Origin of the sequence: Paenibacillus xylanexedens (genome assembly GCF_017874615.1) — a bacterium.
Taxonomy (GTDB): domain Bacteria; phylum Bacillota; class Bacilli; order Paenibacillales; family Paenibacillaceae; genus Paenibacillus; species Paenibacillus xylanexedens.
Genome location: NZ_JAGIKV010000007.1, coordinates 1 through 16,173 on the forward strand (window position 1 = coordinate 1; position 16,173 = coordinate 16,173).

Genomic DNA, 16,173 nt, shown 5'->3' on the forward strand with positions numbered 1-16,173 from the left:
TTGAAGACGACGAGGTAGATAGGCTGGGGGTGGAAGTGCAGCAATGCATGGAGCTGACCAGTACTAATCGGTCGAGGGCTTATCCAATAGCAAGTTCTAAATCGCATATTTCGTTTCGAATCTAGTTTTCAGAGAATAACACTCTGAAATGTAAGCTAAGCTATGCGTTTGGTGGCGATGGCGGAGGGGTTCCACACGTACCCATCCCGAACACGACCGTTAAGCCCTCTAGCGCCGATGGTACTTGGACCGCAGGGTCCTGGGAGAGTAGGACGCCGCCAAGCGAACTCTTTCATCATACATAGAAAACAGGATCTGCATGTTGATGTTGTACGATGAATTGCATTTGCAATGCAAATGCATATTATTCCCTGATAGCTCAGTTGGTAGAGCACTCGACTGTTAATCGAGTTGTCACAGGTTCGAGCCCTGTTCGGGGAGCCAGTAAGGCCCGTTGGTCAAGGGGTTAAGACACCTCCCTTTCACGGAGGTAACAGGGGTTCGAATCCCCTACGGGTCATATTATGGAGGCTTAGCTCAGCTGGGAGAGCATCTGCCTTACAAGCAGAGGGTCGGGGGTTCGATCCCCTCAGCCTCCACCATATAAATTTTATAACGACGCGGGGTGGAGCAGCCCGGTAGCTCGTCGGGCTCATAACCCGAAGGCCGCAGGTTCAAATCCTGCCCCCGCAATTATACTTTCCTTTGAGAAAGTGATCTGGAACCGTGGTGTAGTTGGCCTAACATGCCTGCCTGTCACGCAGGAGATCGCGGGTTCGAATCCCGTCGGTTCCGCCATTTTTATATTTATTAATACCGTATGCGGAAGTGGCTCAGCGGTAGAGCATCGCCTTGCCAAGGCGAGGGTCGCGGGTTCGATTCCCGTCTTCCGCTCCATTATTTTGCGCCCTTAGCTCAGCTGGATAGAGCGTTTGACTACGAATCAAAAGGCCGGGAGTTCGAATCTCTCAGGGCGCGCCATTATAACTTCAAATTTGCCGGCGTGGCGGAATGGCAGACGCGCTCGACTCAAAATCGAGTGGGAAACCGTGGAGGTTCGAGTCCTCTCGCCGGTATATATAACGGGATGTAGCTCAGCTTGGTAGAGCACCTGGTTTGGGACCAGGGGGTCGCATGTTCAAATCGTGTCATCCCGATCTCTAAAAAACACTATTTAATTATAGATAGTGTTTTTTTTATATTTATCTTTATAAGATTCTATAAATGCAGATTCGATATTAACTATGACAGATTCTCTAACATCACACATAACACATGCGGGTTCCCTCTTCAGACGATAAGTTAGTTGTGCATAAAGCCTCAATCTTTAGGTCACAATAGGTTTAAAAAGTGATAGAAGGGGTTCATGTGAACACGTTTAACTTCAGAAAACAATTCAAGAGACGTTGGCGAAGGTGGAAACGAACAGTATGGATGACGGCAGCTTTGCTTGCAGTTACGATATTGGCTTACAGCGGGTTGTCCATCTCATCGGCGATTGAGCGTTTGCTGACGACTAATTTCAGTGAGGCAACGAGTGTGATGGGCCCTGTTACGCAGGAAACAAGATCTGAACAGGAGATTCAGGCGTTAGTAGAGCAACTTGATGCTGATCCGGATCATTTAACGAGTGTGGTTTTGGAAACACAGTACATCTGCGGAGTGGAGACAGAGCAGTTAGGCAAGATGGCTAGACCACAATTGAAGATGCTGCTGGCTCAACATCCGGAATGGGATGCTACCGTTGGAACATCAGATGAACTGCGTCTGAAGCAAAGTGTAGATGACCTTTCACCGCTCTGTAAACAGCAGGCGTATATCAGCATAGATGCTGTAGGTAATCTTAATTTGTACGAGGGTAAGCCAGCAGAAGAGAAGGTCATTCGTACGTTCTTTCAGTTGGATGTGGGAACGTTGGAGAGTTCTTTGCCTGAAGGAGTACTGGAGCAATTGCAGCAGGGCATTCGGGTTCAGGACAAGGATGAGTATGATAGCGTAATCTCTACGTTCAGTGACTATGCAGTGGATGAGGATCATCATTTAATCCGCAATGGCGGGTAATCCAATTGTCCTCATTTACAGTATTAAGCTGCTGAAGTACTGAAAAGATGGTGGACAATAGCAATAGCATTGGTGGTTTGCGAAACGAAGTGATAGACCCCAAAATATGTGGAATGTTACGGAGGACATCGAAGAGATGTCCTTTTTGTCGTTTATACTAAAATAGTTGAAAATACGAATAAACAAGTAAAAAATCCGCGAATAAAGACGAGTAATCAGTTAGACAAAGTTTTTCCTGCCGCAGGGTCTATCTTTTGTTATAATGAAATGAACGATACATATGTTCGCTTTTGTGAGGGAGAGATGGTTTTGCGTTTTTTGGGAATTGACCCGGGGATTGCGATTGTTGGTTTTGGTTTTGTGGATAAAATCGGCAGTAAGGTGGTACCCGTACAATATGGATGTATTCAGACGGAAGCTCATACCCCTGAAGAGGAACGGTTGCTTCACGTATATGAAGGTATGGTGCAATTGATTGATAAATACAAACCGGACGCAGTAGCGCTCGAGAAACTTTTTTTCAATCGTAACGTTACAACAGCGATGTCTGTGAGTCAGGCTAGAGGCGTCATGGTTCTCGCTGCGGCACAGAAGGGTTTGCCTATTGCAGAATATACGCCAATGCAGATCAAGCAGGCTGTTGTGGGGTACGGTAAGGCGGAGAAGAAGCAAGTACAGGAGATGGTCAAAATGTTCTTGCGTCTTCAGGTCGTTCCTAAACCGGATGACGTAGCGGATGCATTGGCAGTAGCCGTGTGCCATGCACACTCTTATACATTAAATTCCAAGTTGAATGAGGTATTGCGAAAATGATTGATTTTCTAAGAGGACAGTTCATTCATGTAGAGAATGATTATATTGTGCTGGATGTTCATGGTGTAGGGTATCGCGTATTCTGTCCGAATCCATTTGTGTTTGCGAAGCAAGAAGGAGAAATTACCGTGTACACTCACCATCATGTGCGTGAGGATGCAATGTTGCTGTTTGGATTTGTGACACGGGATGAGCAACGTTTGTTCCGTAAACTGATTGAAGTATCTGGTATTGGTCCAAAAGTAGCGCTGGGCATACTCGCTGGGGGTACACCAGAACATGTGGTTACGGCGATTTACCAGGAGAATCTTACGTTCTTGACCAAATTGCCAGGCATCGGCAAGAAGACTGCACAACGCATGATTCTTGATCTCAAGGATAAGCTGGACAGTTTTGGCGCGGCAACGTATGCAACAGGTTTGTTCGCTCCTCCATCGGAAGAGTCGGGAAGTGGTTCAGCCTGGGATGAGGCACGTGAAGGTCTCAAGGCACTTGGGTATACTGACAGTGAGCTTGATAAAGTGTGGCTCAAATTGAAAAAGGATGTTACTACAGCAGATTCCGTTGATGTGTTGATGAAAAAGGCGCTGCAAATGCTGTTTACGGGATAATACAAATTGCATAATATAATATAGCTGTAGCCTGCAAAAAAAGGTAGGGATGAACATGGATGATCGGATTATTTCTGCGAACCTGATGATGGAGGACCAAAATGTTGAGTTGAGTCTTCGTCCCCGGTATCTGAATGAATATATCGGGCAAAATCAGGTGAAGGAAAATTTAAAGATATATATTGAAGCTGCTAAATTTCGTAATGAGGCATTGGATCACGTTTTGTTATATGGACCACCTGGACTTGGTAAAACAACACTTGCAAACATTATTGCCAACGAATTGGGTGTTAATTTACGAACTACGTCAGGCCCGGCCATTGAACGCCCGGGTGATCTTGCAGCATTGTTAACCAATCTGCAGGAAGGCGATGTCTTGTTTATTGATGAGATTCATCGTTTGCATCGTACGGTTGAAGAAGTCATGTACCCTGCTATGGAAGATTCGGCATTAGATATTATGATTGGTAAAGGTCCAAGTGCACGTTCCGTTCGGCTGGATCTGCCGCCATTCACTCTGATTGGGGCTACAACGCGTGCTGGCTTGCTGTCTGCGCCACTTCGAGACCGCTTTGGTGTTATCAGTCGCTTGGAATTCTATACGGTTGATGAGCTGGCTTACATCGTCTCACGATCTACAGAAATTTTGGGTGTGGAAATTGTGGGAGATGCTGCTGAAGAGATTGCATTACGCTCACGTGGGACACCAAGGATCGCGAACCGTTTGCTCAAACGAGTACGCGACTTTGCACAGGTACGTGGGGATGGGATTATAACGCAGACACTGGCGGAAGAAGCGCTGCAACGTCTCCAGATAGATCCGCGTGGACTGGACGATATCGATCATAAGATGCTCAAATCTATGATCAACAGCTTCCGGGGAGGCCCGGTAGGCCTAGATACAATTGCCGCTACAATCGGTGAAGAAAGTCAGACCATCGAGGATGTCTATGAACCATATCTGCTTCAGATTGGTATGATTCAGCGTACACCAAGGGGCAGGATCGTGACAGATCTCGCCTATCATCATTTGGGTCTTCCTGTTCCACCAAGAGATGGGAAATAATCGAACCTGTTGAGCATGCTCATTTGAACATTTATCATAAACATTGAAATAATCACGTGTTAACCCGATATAAAGTGAAAGAAATGCATGGAGAGGAGTCTGATTTGTGGGAAAAGCAATACGAACGAAGAAGTGGAGTCGTCGATTGAAGGTACTGGCGGCAGCTCTTTTGACAGTGGGTTGTTTGCAAGTGCCCGCGTATGCAGCAGGAAATGATGGACAGACGATCCGGGTAGCCATGTTTGCGAATCTGGGTAGTACGTATAAATCAACTACACCACTCATTACGCTTGAATCGACGGGACAATGGAGCATCCAATCGGAGAGTGGCGAAAATGTAAGCCTTCCGGCAGGACAAGTCCGTTTCAGTGCAGATGGATTCCGAGTGAAGGTGTTGGAAACAGCGGATTTTAAGGCAGCATCTGCAGCAGCAAAATTGTTGCAGGCAACCGCGGATAAGCCGTTGCTGTTCACAACCTCTTTGAATGGAAATACGATATATCAGCTCTACACAGGCAACTATGCAACAGAGGCACTGGCTGGACAAGCTGTTACACGGGTACAAAAGGTAGCAGCAGCTCAATTGGCTGGTCAAAAGCCAGCTGTAACGGGAAGTAAACGCCTGTCTGCTGGAACCTATGGTTCGATTCAGGAAGCAGAGGCAGCACAAGCCAACCTTTTATCAGCAGGAGTTAGCAGTGTCTATCCAGTCCTTCAACTGAGTGGGGTAAGCCAAGCATACGCGGTATGGGTGGGTGAAGCTTCAACGGATGCGGAATTAACCGCATTGAAGAACAGTGTGGAAGCCAAAGCTCCAGGGGTAAGCCTTTCACCTGTCAACAATAATGCAGGACTCATCATCCGTCAGGATGCAGGATTAAGTACGGATGCACTCAAAACAGCTCCGCATTACACCATTGCAGGTACTGGATCCAAAGCATTGGTACAAGGGAATGGCAATGGTATCAAAGTAGTGGAACGTTCTCAGCGTACGTATCGTGGAGATATGGAAATTAGCATCGTAAGTGGTGATCTGGCGTTGGTCAACGTTGTTCCACTGGAGCAATACCTGTACTCTGTCGTAGGGGCAGAGGTGTATTCCTCCTGGCCTGCTGAAGCTCTGAAAGTTCAAGCCGTAGCTGCGCGATCCTACGCGCTTCAACAGGGTGAACGTTTCAAAATTGCGAATGTCGTGGATACAACGCTCAGCCAAGCCTATAACGGGATTGGTTCGGAGAACGATAAAGTAACCAGTGCAGTGGATGCAACTGCTGGAGAAGTGGTCAAGAGCGGTGGGAAAATCATTGAAGCTGTATTCTCCTCCAATGCTGGCGGCCAGACGGCTCATCCTTCTGAGGTATGGAACGGCGGAGCAGGTGTGTTCACCAATGTGGTTAGCTCAGGAGATACATCAGCCCAGGCAGGATTACATACGTGGTACCATGTGCTGCTGGGTACAGGCGTTAGCGGGTACATTCGTGAGGACAACATCAAAGAATTAACGACCAAGACCAATGCAGGACTGGCAAAAGTGACGGTAACGGCTCAGAATACCAATGTGCGCGCCGTTCCGTTAATTCAATCCACCGTTGAACCTGTAGCCAAAATGAATCCAGGCAACGAAGCTGTTGTACTGGCAAAAGTGGCTCAATCCAACGATTATGCTTGGGTGAGAGGACCTTTCACGTCTGCACAGTTGGTTAAATCTCTTCAGGGTAAAACAACAGCGTCTGTTCCTGCTTCAATCTCAACCTTGGAAGTGACCAAGCGCGGACCTTCCGGAAGAGCACTTGAAGTCACTGCCAATGGACAGGCTATGACGGTGAAATATGCCGATACATACCGCTCTGCGCTCGGTGGATTACCGAGCACTTTATTTGATATTGCAGGGACCGGAAGTTATACTGTATTAGGCGCTGACGGCAAAACAGCCAGTAAAACCGGCTCAAATGGTGCCTCTGTATTGTCTTCTTCTGGCGCAGGAACATCATCCGGTAATGCACTTGTGGTTATGAGTGGTGATGGTCAAGCGAGAGCGGTGACGCAGGGTCAGACCTTCACGTTCATCGGTCAGGGCAATGGCCACGGACTGGGCTTGTCCCAATGGGGAGCCAAAGGCATGGCAGATGAAGGGTATGATTACCAGGCAATATTGAAACACTATTATCAAAATGCGACTATTGTTAAGGAATGAAACTAAATGAATGTGAACTTATATGATTTTGAATTACCAGAGCAATTGATAGCACAGACGCCGTTGCTTGATCGCACGGCATCCCGTTTGCTTACCTTGAACAAAGATAGTGGTGAGATTAATCATCAGACGTTTCCCGATATTATCGATTTTCTGAATCCCGGCGATACATTGATTCTGAATGATACACGTGTTCTACCAGCCCGCCTGTTCGGTACAAAAGAAGATACCGGAGCAAAAGCGGAAGTGTTATTGCTCAAAAATGTGGAAGGCGACAAGTGGGAAGCACTGGTTAAGCCGGGTAAAAAGCTGAAAGCCGGTTCGGTCATCGTATTCGGTGAGGAACTGAAGGCAATCATTGAAGAAGAGGGCGAGATGGGGGCACGTACGCTTACGTTTACGTATGATGGAATCTTTCAAGAGATTCTGGACCGTCTGGGTGAGATGCCGTTGCCACCTTATATCAAGGAGACATTGGATGACCGCGAACGGTATCAGACCGTGTATGCCAAGCATGAAGGATCGGCGGCTGCACCTACAGCGGGACTGCACTTTACGGATGAATTGTTGGATCAGATTCGTGCCAAAGGTGTTAATGTGGCCTTCATCACGCTTCATGTAGGACTGGGAACATTCAGACCAATGTCGGTTGACGTTGTTGAAGATCATGTCATGCATGAGGAGTATTACTCCTTGTCACAAGAAACAGCAGACCTGATTAACCAGACCAAAGCGAATGGACACCGTGTTTTTGCGGTTGGGACTACGAGCTGCCGGACTTTGGAAACGGTAGGCAGCAAATTTGAAAATGGAATACTGCAAGCGAGTAGCGGATGGACCAGCATTTTCATCTATCCGGGCTATTCCTTCAAAGTGATCGATGGGATGCTTACGAATTTTCATCTTCCGAAATCCACGTTGGTTATGTTGGTTAGTGCACTTGCAGGCAGGGAACATATTATGCAGGCATATGAGGAAGCCATCCAAGAGCAATACCGGTTCTTCAGCTTCGGCGATGCCATGTTGATATATTAGTATAACGGTATAACGATTAACTTTTAGAGGATGATTAAAACCAATGGCAGCAATTACGTATGAACATATCAAAACTTGTAAACAATCCGGTGCACGTCTGGGACGTGTACATACACCTCACGGTATTATTGAGACACCAACCTTTATGCCTGTAGGTACACAGGCGACTGTCAAAACAATGAGCCCTGAAGAATTGAAAGAAATGGATGCTCAGATTATTTTGAGTAATACCTATCACCTGTTTCTAAGACCAGGACATGAAATCATCCGTGAAGCTGGCGGATTGCACAAATTCATGAACTGGGATCGTCCAATTTTGACGGACAGTGGCGGATTCCAAGTGTTTTCTCTTAGTGAGATGCGCAAAATTACGGAAGAAGGCGTTAACTTCCGTTCTCATCTGAATGGAGATAAAAAGTTTCTTTCTCCTGAAGTGGCGATGGAAATCCAGAATGCACTTGGCTCCGATATTATGATGGCGTTTGACGAATGCCCACCGTATCCGGCTGAATATGAATATGTCAAAAAATCACTCGAAAGAACAAGCCGTTGGGCAGAACGTTGTCTCGAAAGTCACGCTCGTCCACATGACCAAGGTCTGTTTGCCATCGTACAGGGAGGCATGCATGAAGATCTTCGCCGTCAGAGCGCCGCAGATTTGACTTCCATGGATTTCCCGGGGTATGCTATTGGTGGACTGAGTGTTGGAGAACCGAAACATTTGATGTATGGTGTATTGGATTACACGTTACCTTTGTTGCCGTCCAATAAACCACGTTATTTGATGGGGGTAGGTTCGCCCGATGCGTTGATTGAGGGATCTATTCGTGGAGTGGACATGTTCGATTGTGTTCTGCCTACTCGGATTGCCCGTAACGGAACAACGATGACCAGTCAAGGACGTCTGGTAATTCGTAATGCCAAGTTTGCAACCGATTTTGGACCATTAGATCCTGAATGTGATTGCTACACTTGTCGCAACTATTCCAGAGCTTATCTGCGTCATTTGATCAAAGCAGATGAAACATTTGGCCTGCGTTTGACAACGATCCATAATCTTCATTTCTTGCAGAATTTAATGCGTAATGTACGTAAAGCTATTATGGAAGATCGTTTGCTTGATTTCCGGGATGAATTTTTCGATCAATATGGTCTTCATGACAATGACAAAGGTTTCTGATTGAGTTTTTGAGGAAACCGGCGTAACAAGAAATATCTGTATGTATAGTCGATAAGGGGGAGTTTGAATGTTCCAGGGAATGACTCTAGCAGGAGCGCAAGGCGGTGGAATCGTATCTTTGATTGTACCTTTGGTACTCATGGTTGCGATTTTCTACTTCTTGATGATTCGTCCACAGAACAAAAAGCAAAAGCAACGGAATTCGATGCTGAGCCAATTGAAAAAGGGCGATAAAATTGTAACGATTGGTGGTCTTCACGGTACGATCGCTGAGATTACGGACGATGTGGTTGTATTGCGTGTAAACGATGTAACTAAGCTTACATTTGACCGTAATGCAATCAGCACGGCTGTAGCTCGTGATACCGCTGTTGAATAGTTACTGTAACATAGAATAACGAGGATGCGTTTGTGGCGTATTCCCTAGTAGAGAACCGGAACTCCTTGGAGATCCGGTTCTCTTTTTTTGATTTATGAGGAAAGGTCGATGTTCTTTACCAGTCAGCTAGGAGCGATGCGTATTAACACCGAACATGCCACCGAGAGCTGAAATGAAGAAAGCGCTAAGCAGTTGTAAACTATCTTTCCAATTAAACGAAGCATCCAGCGCGAGAAATCCGATCAACAGCACAAGGAGTCCATATACGATTCCGGTAATGCCTCCGTAGTACCATCCTTTTTCACCAGAACGTTTGCCTGCGACAAAACCACCAACCAATAATGACAAGCCATGAACAACATAGGTATACAACGAGAGGTCCTGTTCCCGCATTCCGCTCATCCAGAGAAACAAGGAGAGAATAAATGCCCCGATAAACATCCATACAAAAGCCTGACAGAGGCCTGACAGAATCGGATTGGACACTCGAAACGAAACCAAGCGGCGGATCAATTGCATGAAGCAACCCCCTTGTACAAGTTATAAGTTAATACAGTGTATGGTCAAGCCTTCGGACTTATGAACTGTTTTCCATTAAATGAACGGATTATTTCTGCATGAGCATGTAAGGTTCAGGTCAAAATAGGGATTACACTACCCAGCTAACTGTTAAAAACTCAGTTTCGAAGGAGGACCCCTGTTGTGAACTTCCCAGATGTCGGATCACATATCTTTCGAACCATTCTCATGTATTTTCTGGTGTACTGTGCAATGAGGGTTATGGGTAAACGTGAGATTGGTAAGCTATCCATGTTTGATCTTGTTGTGTCCATCATGCTTGCTGAAATGGCTGCTTTTGTCATTGAAGATATTGATAAACCACTCTCTTATGGGATTGCCCCCATGCTTACCTTGATCATCGTACAGATCGGGATGGCCTTTATTGGTCTTAAAAGTCGGCGTCTTCGCCTGATGATTGATGGCAAACCTACTGTTTTGATCTCCAAAGGTGTTCTTCTCCGAGATGAGATGCGGAAGCAACGATATAACTTGGATGATCTATTACAACAACTCCGTGAACAGAATGTTGACAGTATCGGTGAGGTTGATTTCGCCATTTTGGAGACCACAGGCAAGCTGACCGTTTTTCCCAAGGATGAGAATACTTCTAACGACAGCAATTCTTCCGGTTCTGACTCAGAAGATTCTTCTTCCAGTAAATCCAAAACGGGAAAAAACCAGATTGACGGATTTCCAAATATCAAATATGAAGGTCTCCCACTCCCCTTAATTATGGACGGAAAGGTTCAGGATCAGAATCTGGAGATCATCCAGAAAACGAGATTTTGGCTAAAAAATCAAATTCAACATAACGGAATTATGGATTTCAAGGATGTATTTATATGCTCCATTGACCACAATGGGAAGATATATGTCAGTCCAAAAGATGATAAAAAATGAAAATCATTTGCCTGAGCGGCGCTTGAACCATGAACCAATCAAAGGAGCACGGGACAGATCATGAAAGTCAATCATTTTGGTCCAGCCCATGACGATGAAATACACGATAAGCCCGACAAAAGGAGCGAGAAGCATCCTCACCCAAAAAGGCAATATCATGGCAGTCTCTTCGTATACGAGTAGGGTCGCTGCTCCCATGATAAACATTCCTGCACCCGTCTTGACCCAATCCATCATTTTGAAGCGGAACTGTAGCAGGCTACGTACGCTTTGGGCATGTAACAGGGTAACTACCGTAGAATTCACACAGATGGCGATGACTGCACCGAAGATGCCATATTCAGGCCGGGAAGCAAGCGTTAAAATCAATGTGATTTTGATAACAGCACCGATAAACGTATTTATTAATGCTTTACCGGGACGGTCAAGAGCTTGTAATGCAGCTTGAAGAGGAGCTTGAATATAAATGAATAAAGCAAAAGGAGCCATGAGCTTCAGCATGCTTCCGATCGATGCATCATTATACAGAACAAGACACATCGGTTCGGCAAGCACATACATAAACACAGAAAACGGAGCACCTGTCACAAGTGCCAAACGTAAGGCCTGATGCATTCTTTTGTGAATCAGTGCGCGATCTCCCTGAGCAGAAGCTTCAGACAGTGAAGGCACAAGTGATGTTGCAAGCGATGAGGTTAGTGCCCCCGGCAGCAGCAACAGAGGAATAATCATACCTTGTAGTGCACCATATTGTGCTGTAGCGAGCCCTTTGGATATGCCTGCCAGAGCCAGACTCTGGGCAGTAACGATGGTTTCGGCCAAATAGGATAAGGAGCCAACCAATCGGCCTGCTGTAACAGGAATAGAGATTGCAAGCAAACGCCGGATTAATCCGGGCTGTGGAGTACCCGTTTCTTTCAGAACTGTGAGATTGGACATGTTATGCTGCTTAGCGAGCGGTAACTCTTTCTTCTGCCTGTTATACTTCCACAAGAGTACAAGCATACCGCCGAATTCTCCAACGAGCGCTCCCAGCATGGCACCAGCAGCAGCTTGGGCAATACCGTGGGGGAGGAGAAGCCAGGCAAACCAAATGACACAGACGATACGAATGATGGTTTCAACAATGGATGAAATGGCAGTAGGCATCATATTTTGCTTGCCTTGGAAGTACCCTCTGTAGACAGCAGATACGGCGATAATGGCAATCATGGGGCTCATACTAACGAACGTATGGTACACCCGCTCATCAGTGAGCACGTACTTGGTAACCCAGGGTGCAAGTAGGATGCACAAAAACATGAATACAACACCAAGGGTCAACGTAAAGCTTAAGCTTACTTGCAGGATTCGCTGGGGAGAATAACGATTGGCACCGGTATTAGCTTCGGCTACGAGCTTGGCTACGGCGAGCGGAATACCACCCGTAATTAATGTCACCAGTACGATAAAAAAGGGATAGCTCAATTGGTAGATGCCAACACCTTCTGCACCGATGACTCGTGGCAGCGCAATGCGCGGAATGAAACCAAGTATTCGATTAATTATGCCTGCCGCGAGCAGGATCATGGCCCCCTGAATAAATGTCTGTTTCTTCAAGACTACCCCTCTTTCCCGGTTGAAAGTACAGGCTATCAACATAAACGGGACAAAGCCGTTGTTCTTCATCCTATGCCAGTCCTTTATCTTCTCATGACAACTTGGACACAATTAACAAAAAGAACCATAATCAGCAAGAAGGAATATGATCAGGCGAAGTCGAATCATGTAATATTGATGCCGCATAAAGGCTTGGATGTACGAAGGGAGGCTCCCCGTTGGAAGAAATGAATGATGTGGAGTTGGAACAGTCAATAGAGATGCTCTGCCGTAGCAAAGCGGAGGAATTAAGGCTTGTCGGTTACGAATATGTCACCAGCAAAGATGTCTGGAATTGCGTCAGTCATAAATATGAAAAACAGGGCATTCCACCGCTTCACCAGCTGGTGAACGACATTTTGTCACTGAAAGCAACAAGCTTTATGAACTTTATGACCGTGTCTGCATACCGGGGGTCCTCTTTCTAGACGAAAGGGATCTTTTTTGTTGAAAATTGACTGCTTTTTACGGCATCGCTATAATAGGAATATTGAGAACGAAAGGGGATCTAGGAACGGCATGAAAAGAATTATCAGTTTCATTCTGGTCGTGCTTGTCACCACAGGGGTAATGGTGGGAACAAGCCCGGAACTGCTCAAAAATATACGCTTGGGCCTTGATTTAAAGGGAGGCTACGAGATCTTATATGAAGCAGAGCCGCTCGAAGCAGGTCAACAAGTCACCAAAGCATCTTTGGTGCAAACGGCCAAAAGCCTTGAAAGCCGCGCCAATGCGCTCGGAACAAGCGAACCGGAGGTAACCACTGAAGGAAGCAACCGGATTCGATTGAAGTTGGCAGGGGTTACGGATGAGGCTGAAGTTAGAGCCAAAATGAAAGAACCTGCTGTTTTGACCTTCCGTAGTAAAGCAGAGAACGACAAGGAAGGCGAATACACCAAAATTGAGCTTCGCGGAAATGAATTTGTTGAGAATGCAGCCAAAGTTGTGTTCACTCAATTGAATGAGCCGATGATTGACATTCAAGTGAAAGACAAAGCCAAATTTTCCGAGATCACCAAACGTTTGATCGGACAACCTCTCGCGATTTATTTGGACGATGAACTGCTCTCTGCTCCAACCGTTAGACAACAGTTGACAGATGGTTCCGCTCAGATTTCGGGTGCTTACACACGTGACGAAGCAAACCAGCTTCGTGACACCATTAACCTGGGTGCATTGCCACTGAAACTTACAGAGAAGTATTCACAAAGTGTTGGTGCAACACTGGGTAAGCTTTCTCTGGATCAGACCATTAAAGCGGGGTTGATTGGTTCCGTTATTATTCTAGTGTTCATGATTGGGCTTTATCGCATTCCTGGTATTATTGCGAGTTTTGCCTTGATCACACATACGTGGCTGGTACTTGCGATCTTCTATATGGGAGAATTCGTACTTACCCTTCCAGGTATTGCGGCGTTTATCCTGGGTATAGGGATGGCGGTCGATGCCAATATCATCACGTACGAACGGATTAAAGAAGAAATGCGCACTGGCAAGTCGATCTTGTCATCGGTTAAAGCGGGTGGTAAACATTCCTTCCGGACAATCATTGACTCCAATGTCACTACCATTATTGCGGCCGCTGTTATGTTCTTCCTGGGTACAGGTGCGGTTAAAGGTTTTGCACTCGTGCTGATCTTTGATATTGTCACCAGTATCATCACGAATATTTTCTTCTCCCGCTTCCTGTTGACCCTGCTCGTACGGGCTAACGTGTTGAAGAAGCCTAAGTACTTCGGAGTGAAGGAGAGTGAAATTCGTGCGCTTTAATTGGAATTTTGATTATATTAAAGGTAGTAAGATTGCCTATATCTTCTCGATCATTTTAACTGTAGTAGGGATTATCAGTGTGCTTTCGCTTGGATTGAACTATGCCGTTGATTTCCGTTCAGGATCAAATGTGGATATTACGGTATCCAAAGCATTTACAACGGAACAGATCAATCCAATTGTGAATGAACTGGGTGTTGACACAAGTGAGGTTCAGATCACAACCGGATCGGATCGGGTTAACATTCGGTTCTCGAACGTACTGGATGAAAATCAGGAAAGCAAGTTCAAGCAAGAATTTACCAAACTAGATGCAACGGCTTCCTATGAAGTGAATACCGTTGATCCAGAAATGGCAAAGGAACTTGAACGCAACGCCATTTATGCGGTACTTATTGCAAGTATCGGGATCATGATTTATGTGGCGATTCGATTTGAATGGCGGTTCGCTTTGGCGGCGGTTGTTTCCATATTCCATGATGCCTTTGTGGTTATAAGTGTATTTTCTATATTCCGCCTTGAAGTGAATCTGACCTTTATTACGGCGGTACTAACCATTGTCGGGTTCTCGATCAACGATACCATCGTTATCTTTGACCGGATTCGGGAGAATCTGCGTTTCGCCAAAAAATCAACGAAAGCTGATTTGCGTGAAGTGGTGAATCATAGTTTAGCCCAAACGATGACTCGCTCGCTGAATACAACATTTACTGTATTTATCGCTTCACTCTGTTTGTTTATTTTTGGCGGAGAGTCGATTCGTATGTTCTCTCTGGCGATGGTTATAGGAACATTCTTCGGTGCCTATTCTTCAATCTTTATTGCAGCTCCATTATGGTTTACGCTCAAAGGTAAACAAGTTAACAAGCCAAAAACAGTAGCTAAAGAAACTAACTAAACATCTTATTGTGAAGCCGCGTCTGCCAGGCGCGGTTTTGCAACTTTATGTACAGAATTAAGGGGGAATATTCATGACCAGAGAACATATCCCATCTGCCCAGGCTGCCACATGGAGCGGTATTGCTGGTAATATGGTACTTGCGGTGATCAAAGCGGGAGTCGGTTATATGGCAAACAGCAAATCATTGCTCGCTGACGGCTTGTATTCTGCTTCTGAAGCTGGTTCTGCCCTGGCTGGTCTCTTTCCCTCCAAGTCTGTACGCGATAAGAGCAAGGCTCGCAGGGGACGGTTTAAAGAACATTCACGTGTGGCTAGACCCGGAATCTCAGTATTGTTATCTGTGCTGATCCTCATGGGTGGATTACAGCTTGCCATCTCCGCATTGGGTAGTCTCTCCGGAAGTGAACCGGAAGCACCCGGCAAGTCGGTACTTTTGGTGGCTGTTGCAGCTCTGGCTGTGAAAGAAGCGATTTTTCAATTTCAGTACAGATATTTCCGTAAACGAAACCAGTCTCAGGCGCTGGCCTATGCACAGCAACATCGCCGTGCACTCTATTGCTCGCTCACCGTGTTAATCGGAGTTATTGGATCAATGGCTGGTGAAGAGACGGGTTTGAGCATGTTGCTCTACCTGGACCCCACGGCTGCGTTGATCGCTTCCTGTTTTGTGCTTCACAAGGGTTACCGAATGATTGTGGACACGGTGTATGGTTCACTCGTTCAGGAACTGGAGCAGGAAGAAGCCTCAGATTTCAAAGAGACTGTACAGCGGGTGTATGGCATCATTACCATTGAACATTTGGTTGCACGTGAACAGGAACATGACGTTACGATTGAACTGGTCATTAGTGTGAATCCGAGAATCTCAATACTGGAAGCACAGGAGATTGCGAATCGGGCCAAGACACTACTGCTAACCCGTTTCAGTCATGTGAAAGAAGTACAGATTCAAGCGATACCTTATGATCCAGGTTATCCTTATAAATCCAATCATGAACTGCCCGATCACGAAGCGACATTAATTCAGTAGTGAAGCACGGGTCCAGTAGATCAGGAAAGGAGCG

Annotated in this window: 15 protein-coding genes, 9 tRNA genes and 2 rRNA genes; 24 read left to right on the forward strand and 2 right to left on the reverse strand. The window is 46.0% G+C overall.

Annotated elements, in window-relative coordinates; all coding sequences use genetic code 11:
• The 19 genes from J2Z28_RS10745 to yajC all read left to right on the forward strand — a co-directional run.
• Nucleotides 1-87, forward strand: a 23S ribosomal RNA gene (locus J2Z28_RS10745); the annotation flags it as partial.
• Between the two features lie 80 nt (nucleotides 88-167).
• Nucleotides 168-284 (forward strand): 5S ribosomal RNA (rrf, locus tag J2Z28_RS10750).
• Between the two features lie 84 nt (nucleotides 285-368).
• Nucleotides 369-444 (forward strand) — tRNA-Asn (locus tag J2Z28_RS10755).
• A gap of 4 nt (nucleotides 445-448) precedes the next feature.
• Nucleotides 449-520, forward strand: a tRNA-Glu gene (locus J2Z28_RS10760).
• 6 nt (nucleotides 521-526) lie between these two features.
• Nucleotides 527-602: transfer RNA gene (locus tag J2Z28_RS10765), tRNA-Val, on the forward strand.
• Nucleotides 603-619: 17 nt separating this feature from the next.
• Nucleotides 620-693, forward strand: a tRNA-Met gene (locus J2Z28_RS10770).
• 27 nt (nucleotides 694-720) lie between these two features.
• Nucleotides 721-798 (forward strand) — tRNA-Asp (locus tag J2Z28_RS10775).
• A gap of 24 nt (nucleotides 799-822) precedes the next feature.
• Nucleotides 823-897: transfer RNA gene (locus J2Z28_RS10780), tRNA-Gly, on the forward strand.
• 7 nt (nucleotides 898-904) lie between these two features.
• A tRNA-Arg gene (locus tag J2Z28_RS10785) sits at nucleotides 905-981 on the forward strand.
• A 16-nt stretch (nucleotides 982-997) separates the two neighbouring features.
• Nucleotides 998-1,076, forward strand: a tRNA-Leu gene (locus tag J2Z28_RS10790).
• 7 nt (nucleotides 1,077-1,083) lie between these two features.
• Nucleotides 1,084-1,157: transfer RNA gene (locus J2Z28_RS10795), tRNA-Pro, on the forward strand.
• 211 nt (nucleotides 1,158-1,368) lie between these two features.
• Nucleotides 1,369-2,061: a BofC C-terminal domain-containing protein gene (locus J2Z28_RS31655; protein ID WP_211082489.1), complete on the forward strand. Its 693-nt coding sequence runs from the start codon at nucleotides 1,369-1,371 to the stop codon at nucleotides 2,059-2,061.
• A gap of 309 nt (nucleotides 2,062-2,370) precedes the next feature.
• Entirely contained in the window at nucleotides 2,371-2,874 is a 504-nt protein-coding gene (gene ruvC / locus J2Z28_RS10805) for a crossover junction endodeoxyribonuclease RuvC (protein WP_017686765.1), read from the forward strand.
• Nucleotides 2,871-3,485 carry a Holliday junction branch migration protein RuvA gene (ruvA, locus tag J2Z28_RS10810; RefSeq protein WP_211082490.1) on the forward strand — a complete coding sequence of 205 codons (615 nt, stop codon included), beginning with the start codon at nucleotides 2,871-2,873 and terminating at the stop codon, nucleotides 3,483-3,485. The genes ruvC and ruvA overlap by 4 nt, the downstream gene beginning before the upstream one ends.
• A 55-nt stretch (nucleotides 3,486-3,540) precedes the next feature.
• Nucleotides 3,541-4,551 carry a Holliday junction branch migration DNA helicase RuvB gene (gene ruvB / locus J2Z28_RS10815; RefSeq protein ID WP_017686767.1) on the forward strand — a complete coding sequence of 337 codons (1,011 nt, stop codon included), beginning with the start codon at nucleotides 3,541-3,543 and terminating at the stop codon, nucleotides 4,549-4,551.
• Between the two features lie 106 nt (nucleotides 4,552-4,657).
• Complete coding sequence (locus J2Z28_RS10820) at nucleotides 4,658-6,745, forward strand: SpoIID/LytB domain-containing protein (protein WP_211082491.1); 2,088 nt, start codon at nucleotides 4,658-4,660, stop codon at nucleotides 6,743-6,745.
• A gap of 6 nt (nucleotides 6,746-6,751) precedes the next feature.
• Nucleotides 6,752-7,780: a tRNA preQ1(34) S-adenosylmethionine ribosyltransferase-isomerase QueA gene (gene queA / locus J2Z28_RS10825; protein WP_100529054.1), complete on the forward strand. Its 1,029-nt coding sequence runs from the start codon at nucleotides 6,752-6,754 to the stop codon at nucleotides 7,778-7,780.
• A gap of 43 nt (nucleotides 7,781-7,823) precedes the next feature.
• The gene (tgt, locus tag J2Z28_RS10830) at nucleotides 7,824-8,960 is read left to right on the forward strand and encodes a tRNA guanosine(34) transglycosylase Tgt (RefSeq protein ID WP_017686770.1); all 1,137 of its coding nucleotides are present in this window, start codon (nucleotides 7,824-7,826) and stop codon (nucleotides 8,958-8,960) included.
• A 67-nt stretch (nucleotides 8,961-9,027) separates the two neighbouring features.
• Nucleotides 9,028-9,339, forward strand: coding sequence for a preprotein translocase subunit YajC (gene yajC / locus J2Z28_RS10835; RefSeq protein WP_074096232.1), 312 nt, complete (start codon nucleotides 9,028-9,030; stop codon nucleotides 9,337-9,339).
• A 126-nt stretch (nucleotides 9,340-9,465) separates the two neighbouring features.
• Here the strand turns inward: yajC and J2Z28_RS10840 are convergent, their stop codons facing one another.
• Nucleotides 9,466-9,858: a TIGR04086 family membrane protein gene (locus J2Z28_RS10840; protein ID WP_036616878.1), complete on the reverse strand. Its 393-nt coding sequence runs from the start codon at nucleotides 9,856-9,858 to the stop codon at nucleotides 9,466-9,468.
• A 228-nt stretch (nucleotides 9,859-10,086) separates the two neighbouring features.
• Between J2Z28_RS10840 and J2Z28_RS10845 the strand changes: the two genes are divergently transcribed.
• Nucleotides 10,087-10,800 (forward strand): YetF domain-containing protein, encoded by a 714-nt coding sequence (locus J2Z28_RS10845; protein WP_211082675.1) that lies wholly within the window; start codon nucleotides 10,087-10,089, stop codon nucleotides 10,798-10,800.
• Between the two features lie 3 nt (nucleotides 10,801-10,803).
• Here J2Z28_RS10845 and spoVB read toward each other — a convergent pair whose 3' ends face one another.
• On the reverse strand, nucleotides 10,804-12,399 hold the full coding sequence (gene spoVB, locus J2Z28_RS10850; protein WP_211082492.1) for a stage V sporulation protein B: 1,596 nt from the start codon (nucleotides 12,397-12,399) through the stop codon (nucleotides 10,804-10,806).
• A 227-nt stretch (nucleotides 12,400-12,626) separates the two neighbouring features.
• Here spoVB and J2Z28_RS10855 point away from each other — a divergent pair, with 227 nt between their 5' ends.
• From J2Z28_RS10855 to J2Z28_RS10870, 4 genes are all read left to right on the forward strand, one after another.
• Nucleotides 12,627-12,866, forward strand: coding sequence for a post-transcriptional regulator (locus J2Z28_RS10855; protein ID WP_036617497.1), 240 nt, complete (start codon nucleotides 12,627-12,629; stop codon nucleotides 12,864-12,866).
• A gap of 91 nt (nucleotides 12,867-12,957) precedes the next feature.
• Entirely contained in the window at nucleotides 12,958-14,208 is a 1,251-nt protein-coding gene (gene secD, locus J2Z28_RS10860) for a protein translocase subunit SecD (protein ID WP_211082493.1), read from the forward strand.
• A complete protein-coding gene (gene secF / locus J2Z28_RS10865) occupies nucleotides 14,198-15,106 on the forward strand; it encodes a protein translocase subunit SecF (RefSeq protein WP_211082494.1) in 909 nt (302 codons plus the stop codon). Before secD ends, secF begins: the two co-directional genes overlap by 11 nt.
• 73 nt (nucleotides 15,107-15,179) lie before the next feature.
• Complete coding sequence (locus J2Z28_RS10870) at nucleotides 15,180-16,139, forward strand: cation diffusion facilitator family transporter (protein WP_017686778.1); 960 nt, start codon at nucleotides 15,180-15,182, stop codon at nucleotides 16,137-16,139.
• Nucleotides 16,140-16,173 lie beyond the last annotated feature (34 nt).

Excerpts from the sequence above, each read along its gene's own strand:
- ruvA (WP_211082490.1), top strand. The coding sequence starts at position 2,871 with ATGATTGATTTTCTAAGAGGACAGTTCATTCATGTAGAGAATGATTAT.
- ruvB (WP_017686767.1), top strand. The coding sequence starts at position 3,541 with ATGGATGATCGGATTATTTCTGCGAACCTGATGATGGAGGACCAAAAT.
- queA (WP_100529054.1), top strand. The coding sequence starts at position 6,752 with ATGAATGTGAACTTATATGATTTTGAATTACCAGAGCAATTGATAGCA.
- tgt (WP_017686770.1), top strand. The coding sequence starts at position 7,824 with ATGGCAGCAATTACGTATGAACATATCAAAACTTGTAAACAATCCGGT.
- yajC (WP_074096232.1), top strand. The coding sequence starts at position 9,028 with ATGTTCCAGGGAATGACTCTAGCAGGAGCGCAAGGCGGTGGAATCGTA.
- J2Z28_RS10840 (WP_036616878.1), bottom strand. The coding sequence starts at position 9,858 with ATGCAATTGATCCGCCGCTTGGTTTCGTTTCGAGTGTCCAATCCGATT.
- J2Z28_RS10845 (WP_211082675.1), top strand. The coding sequence starts at position 10,087 with ATGTATTTTCTGGTGTACTGTGCAATGAGGGTTATGGGTAAACGTGAG.
- J2Z28_RS10855 (WP_036617497.1), top strand. The coding sequence starts at position 12,627 with ATGAATGATGTGGAGTTGGAACAGTCAATAGAGATGCTCTGCCGTAGC.
- secD (WP_211082493.1), top strand. The coding sequence starts at position 12,958 with ATGAAAAGAATTATCAGTTTCATTCTGGTCGTGCTTGTCACCACAGGG.
- J2Z28_RS10870 (WP_017686778.1), top strand. The coding sequence starts at position 15,180 with ATGACCAGAGAACATATCCCATCTGCCCAGGCTGCCACATGGAGCGGT.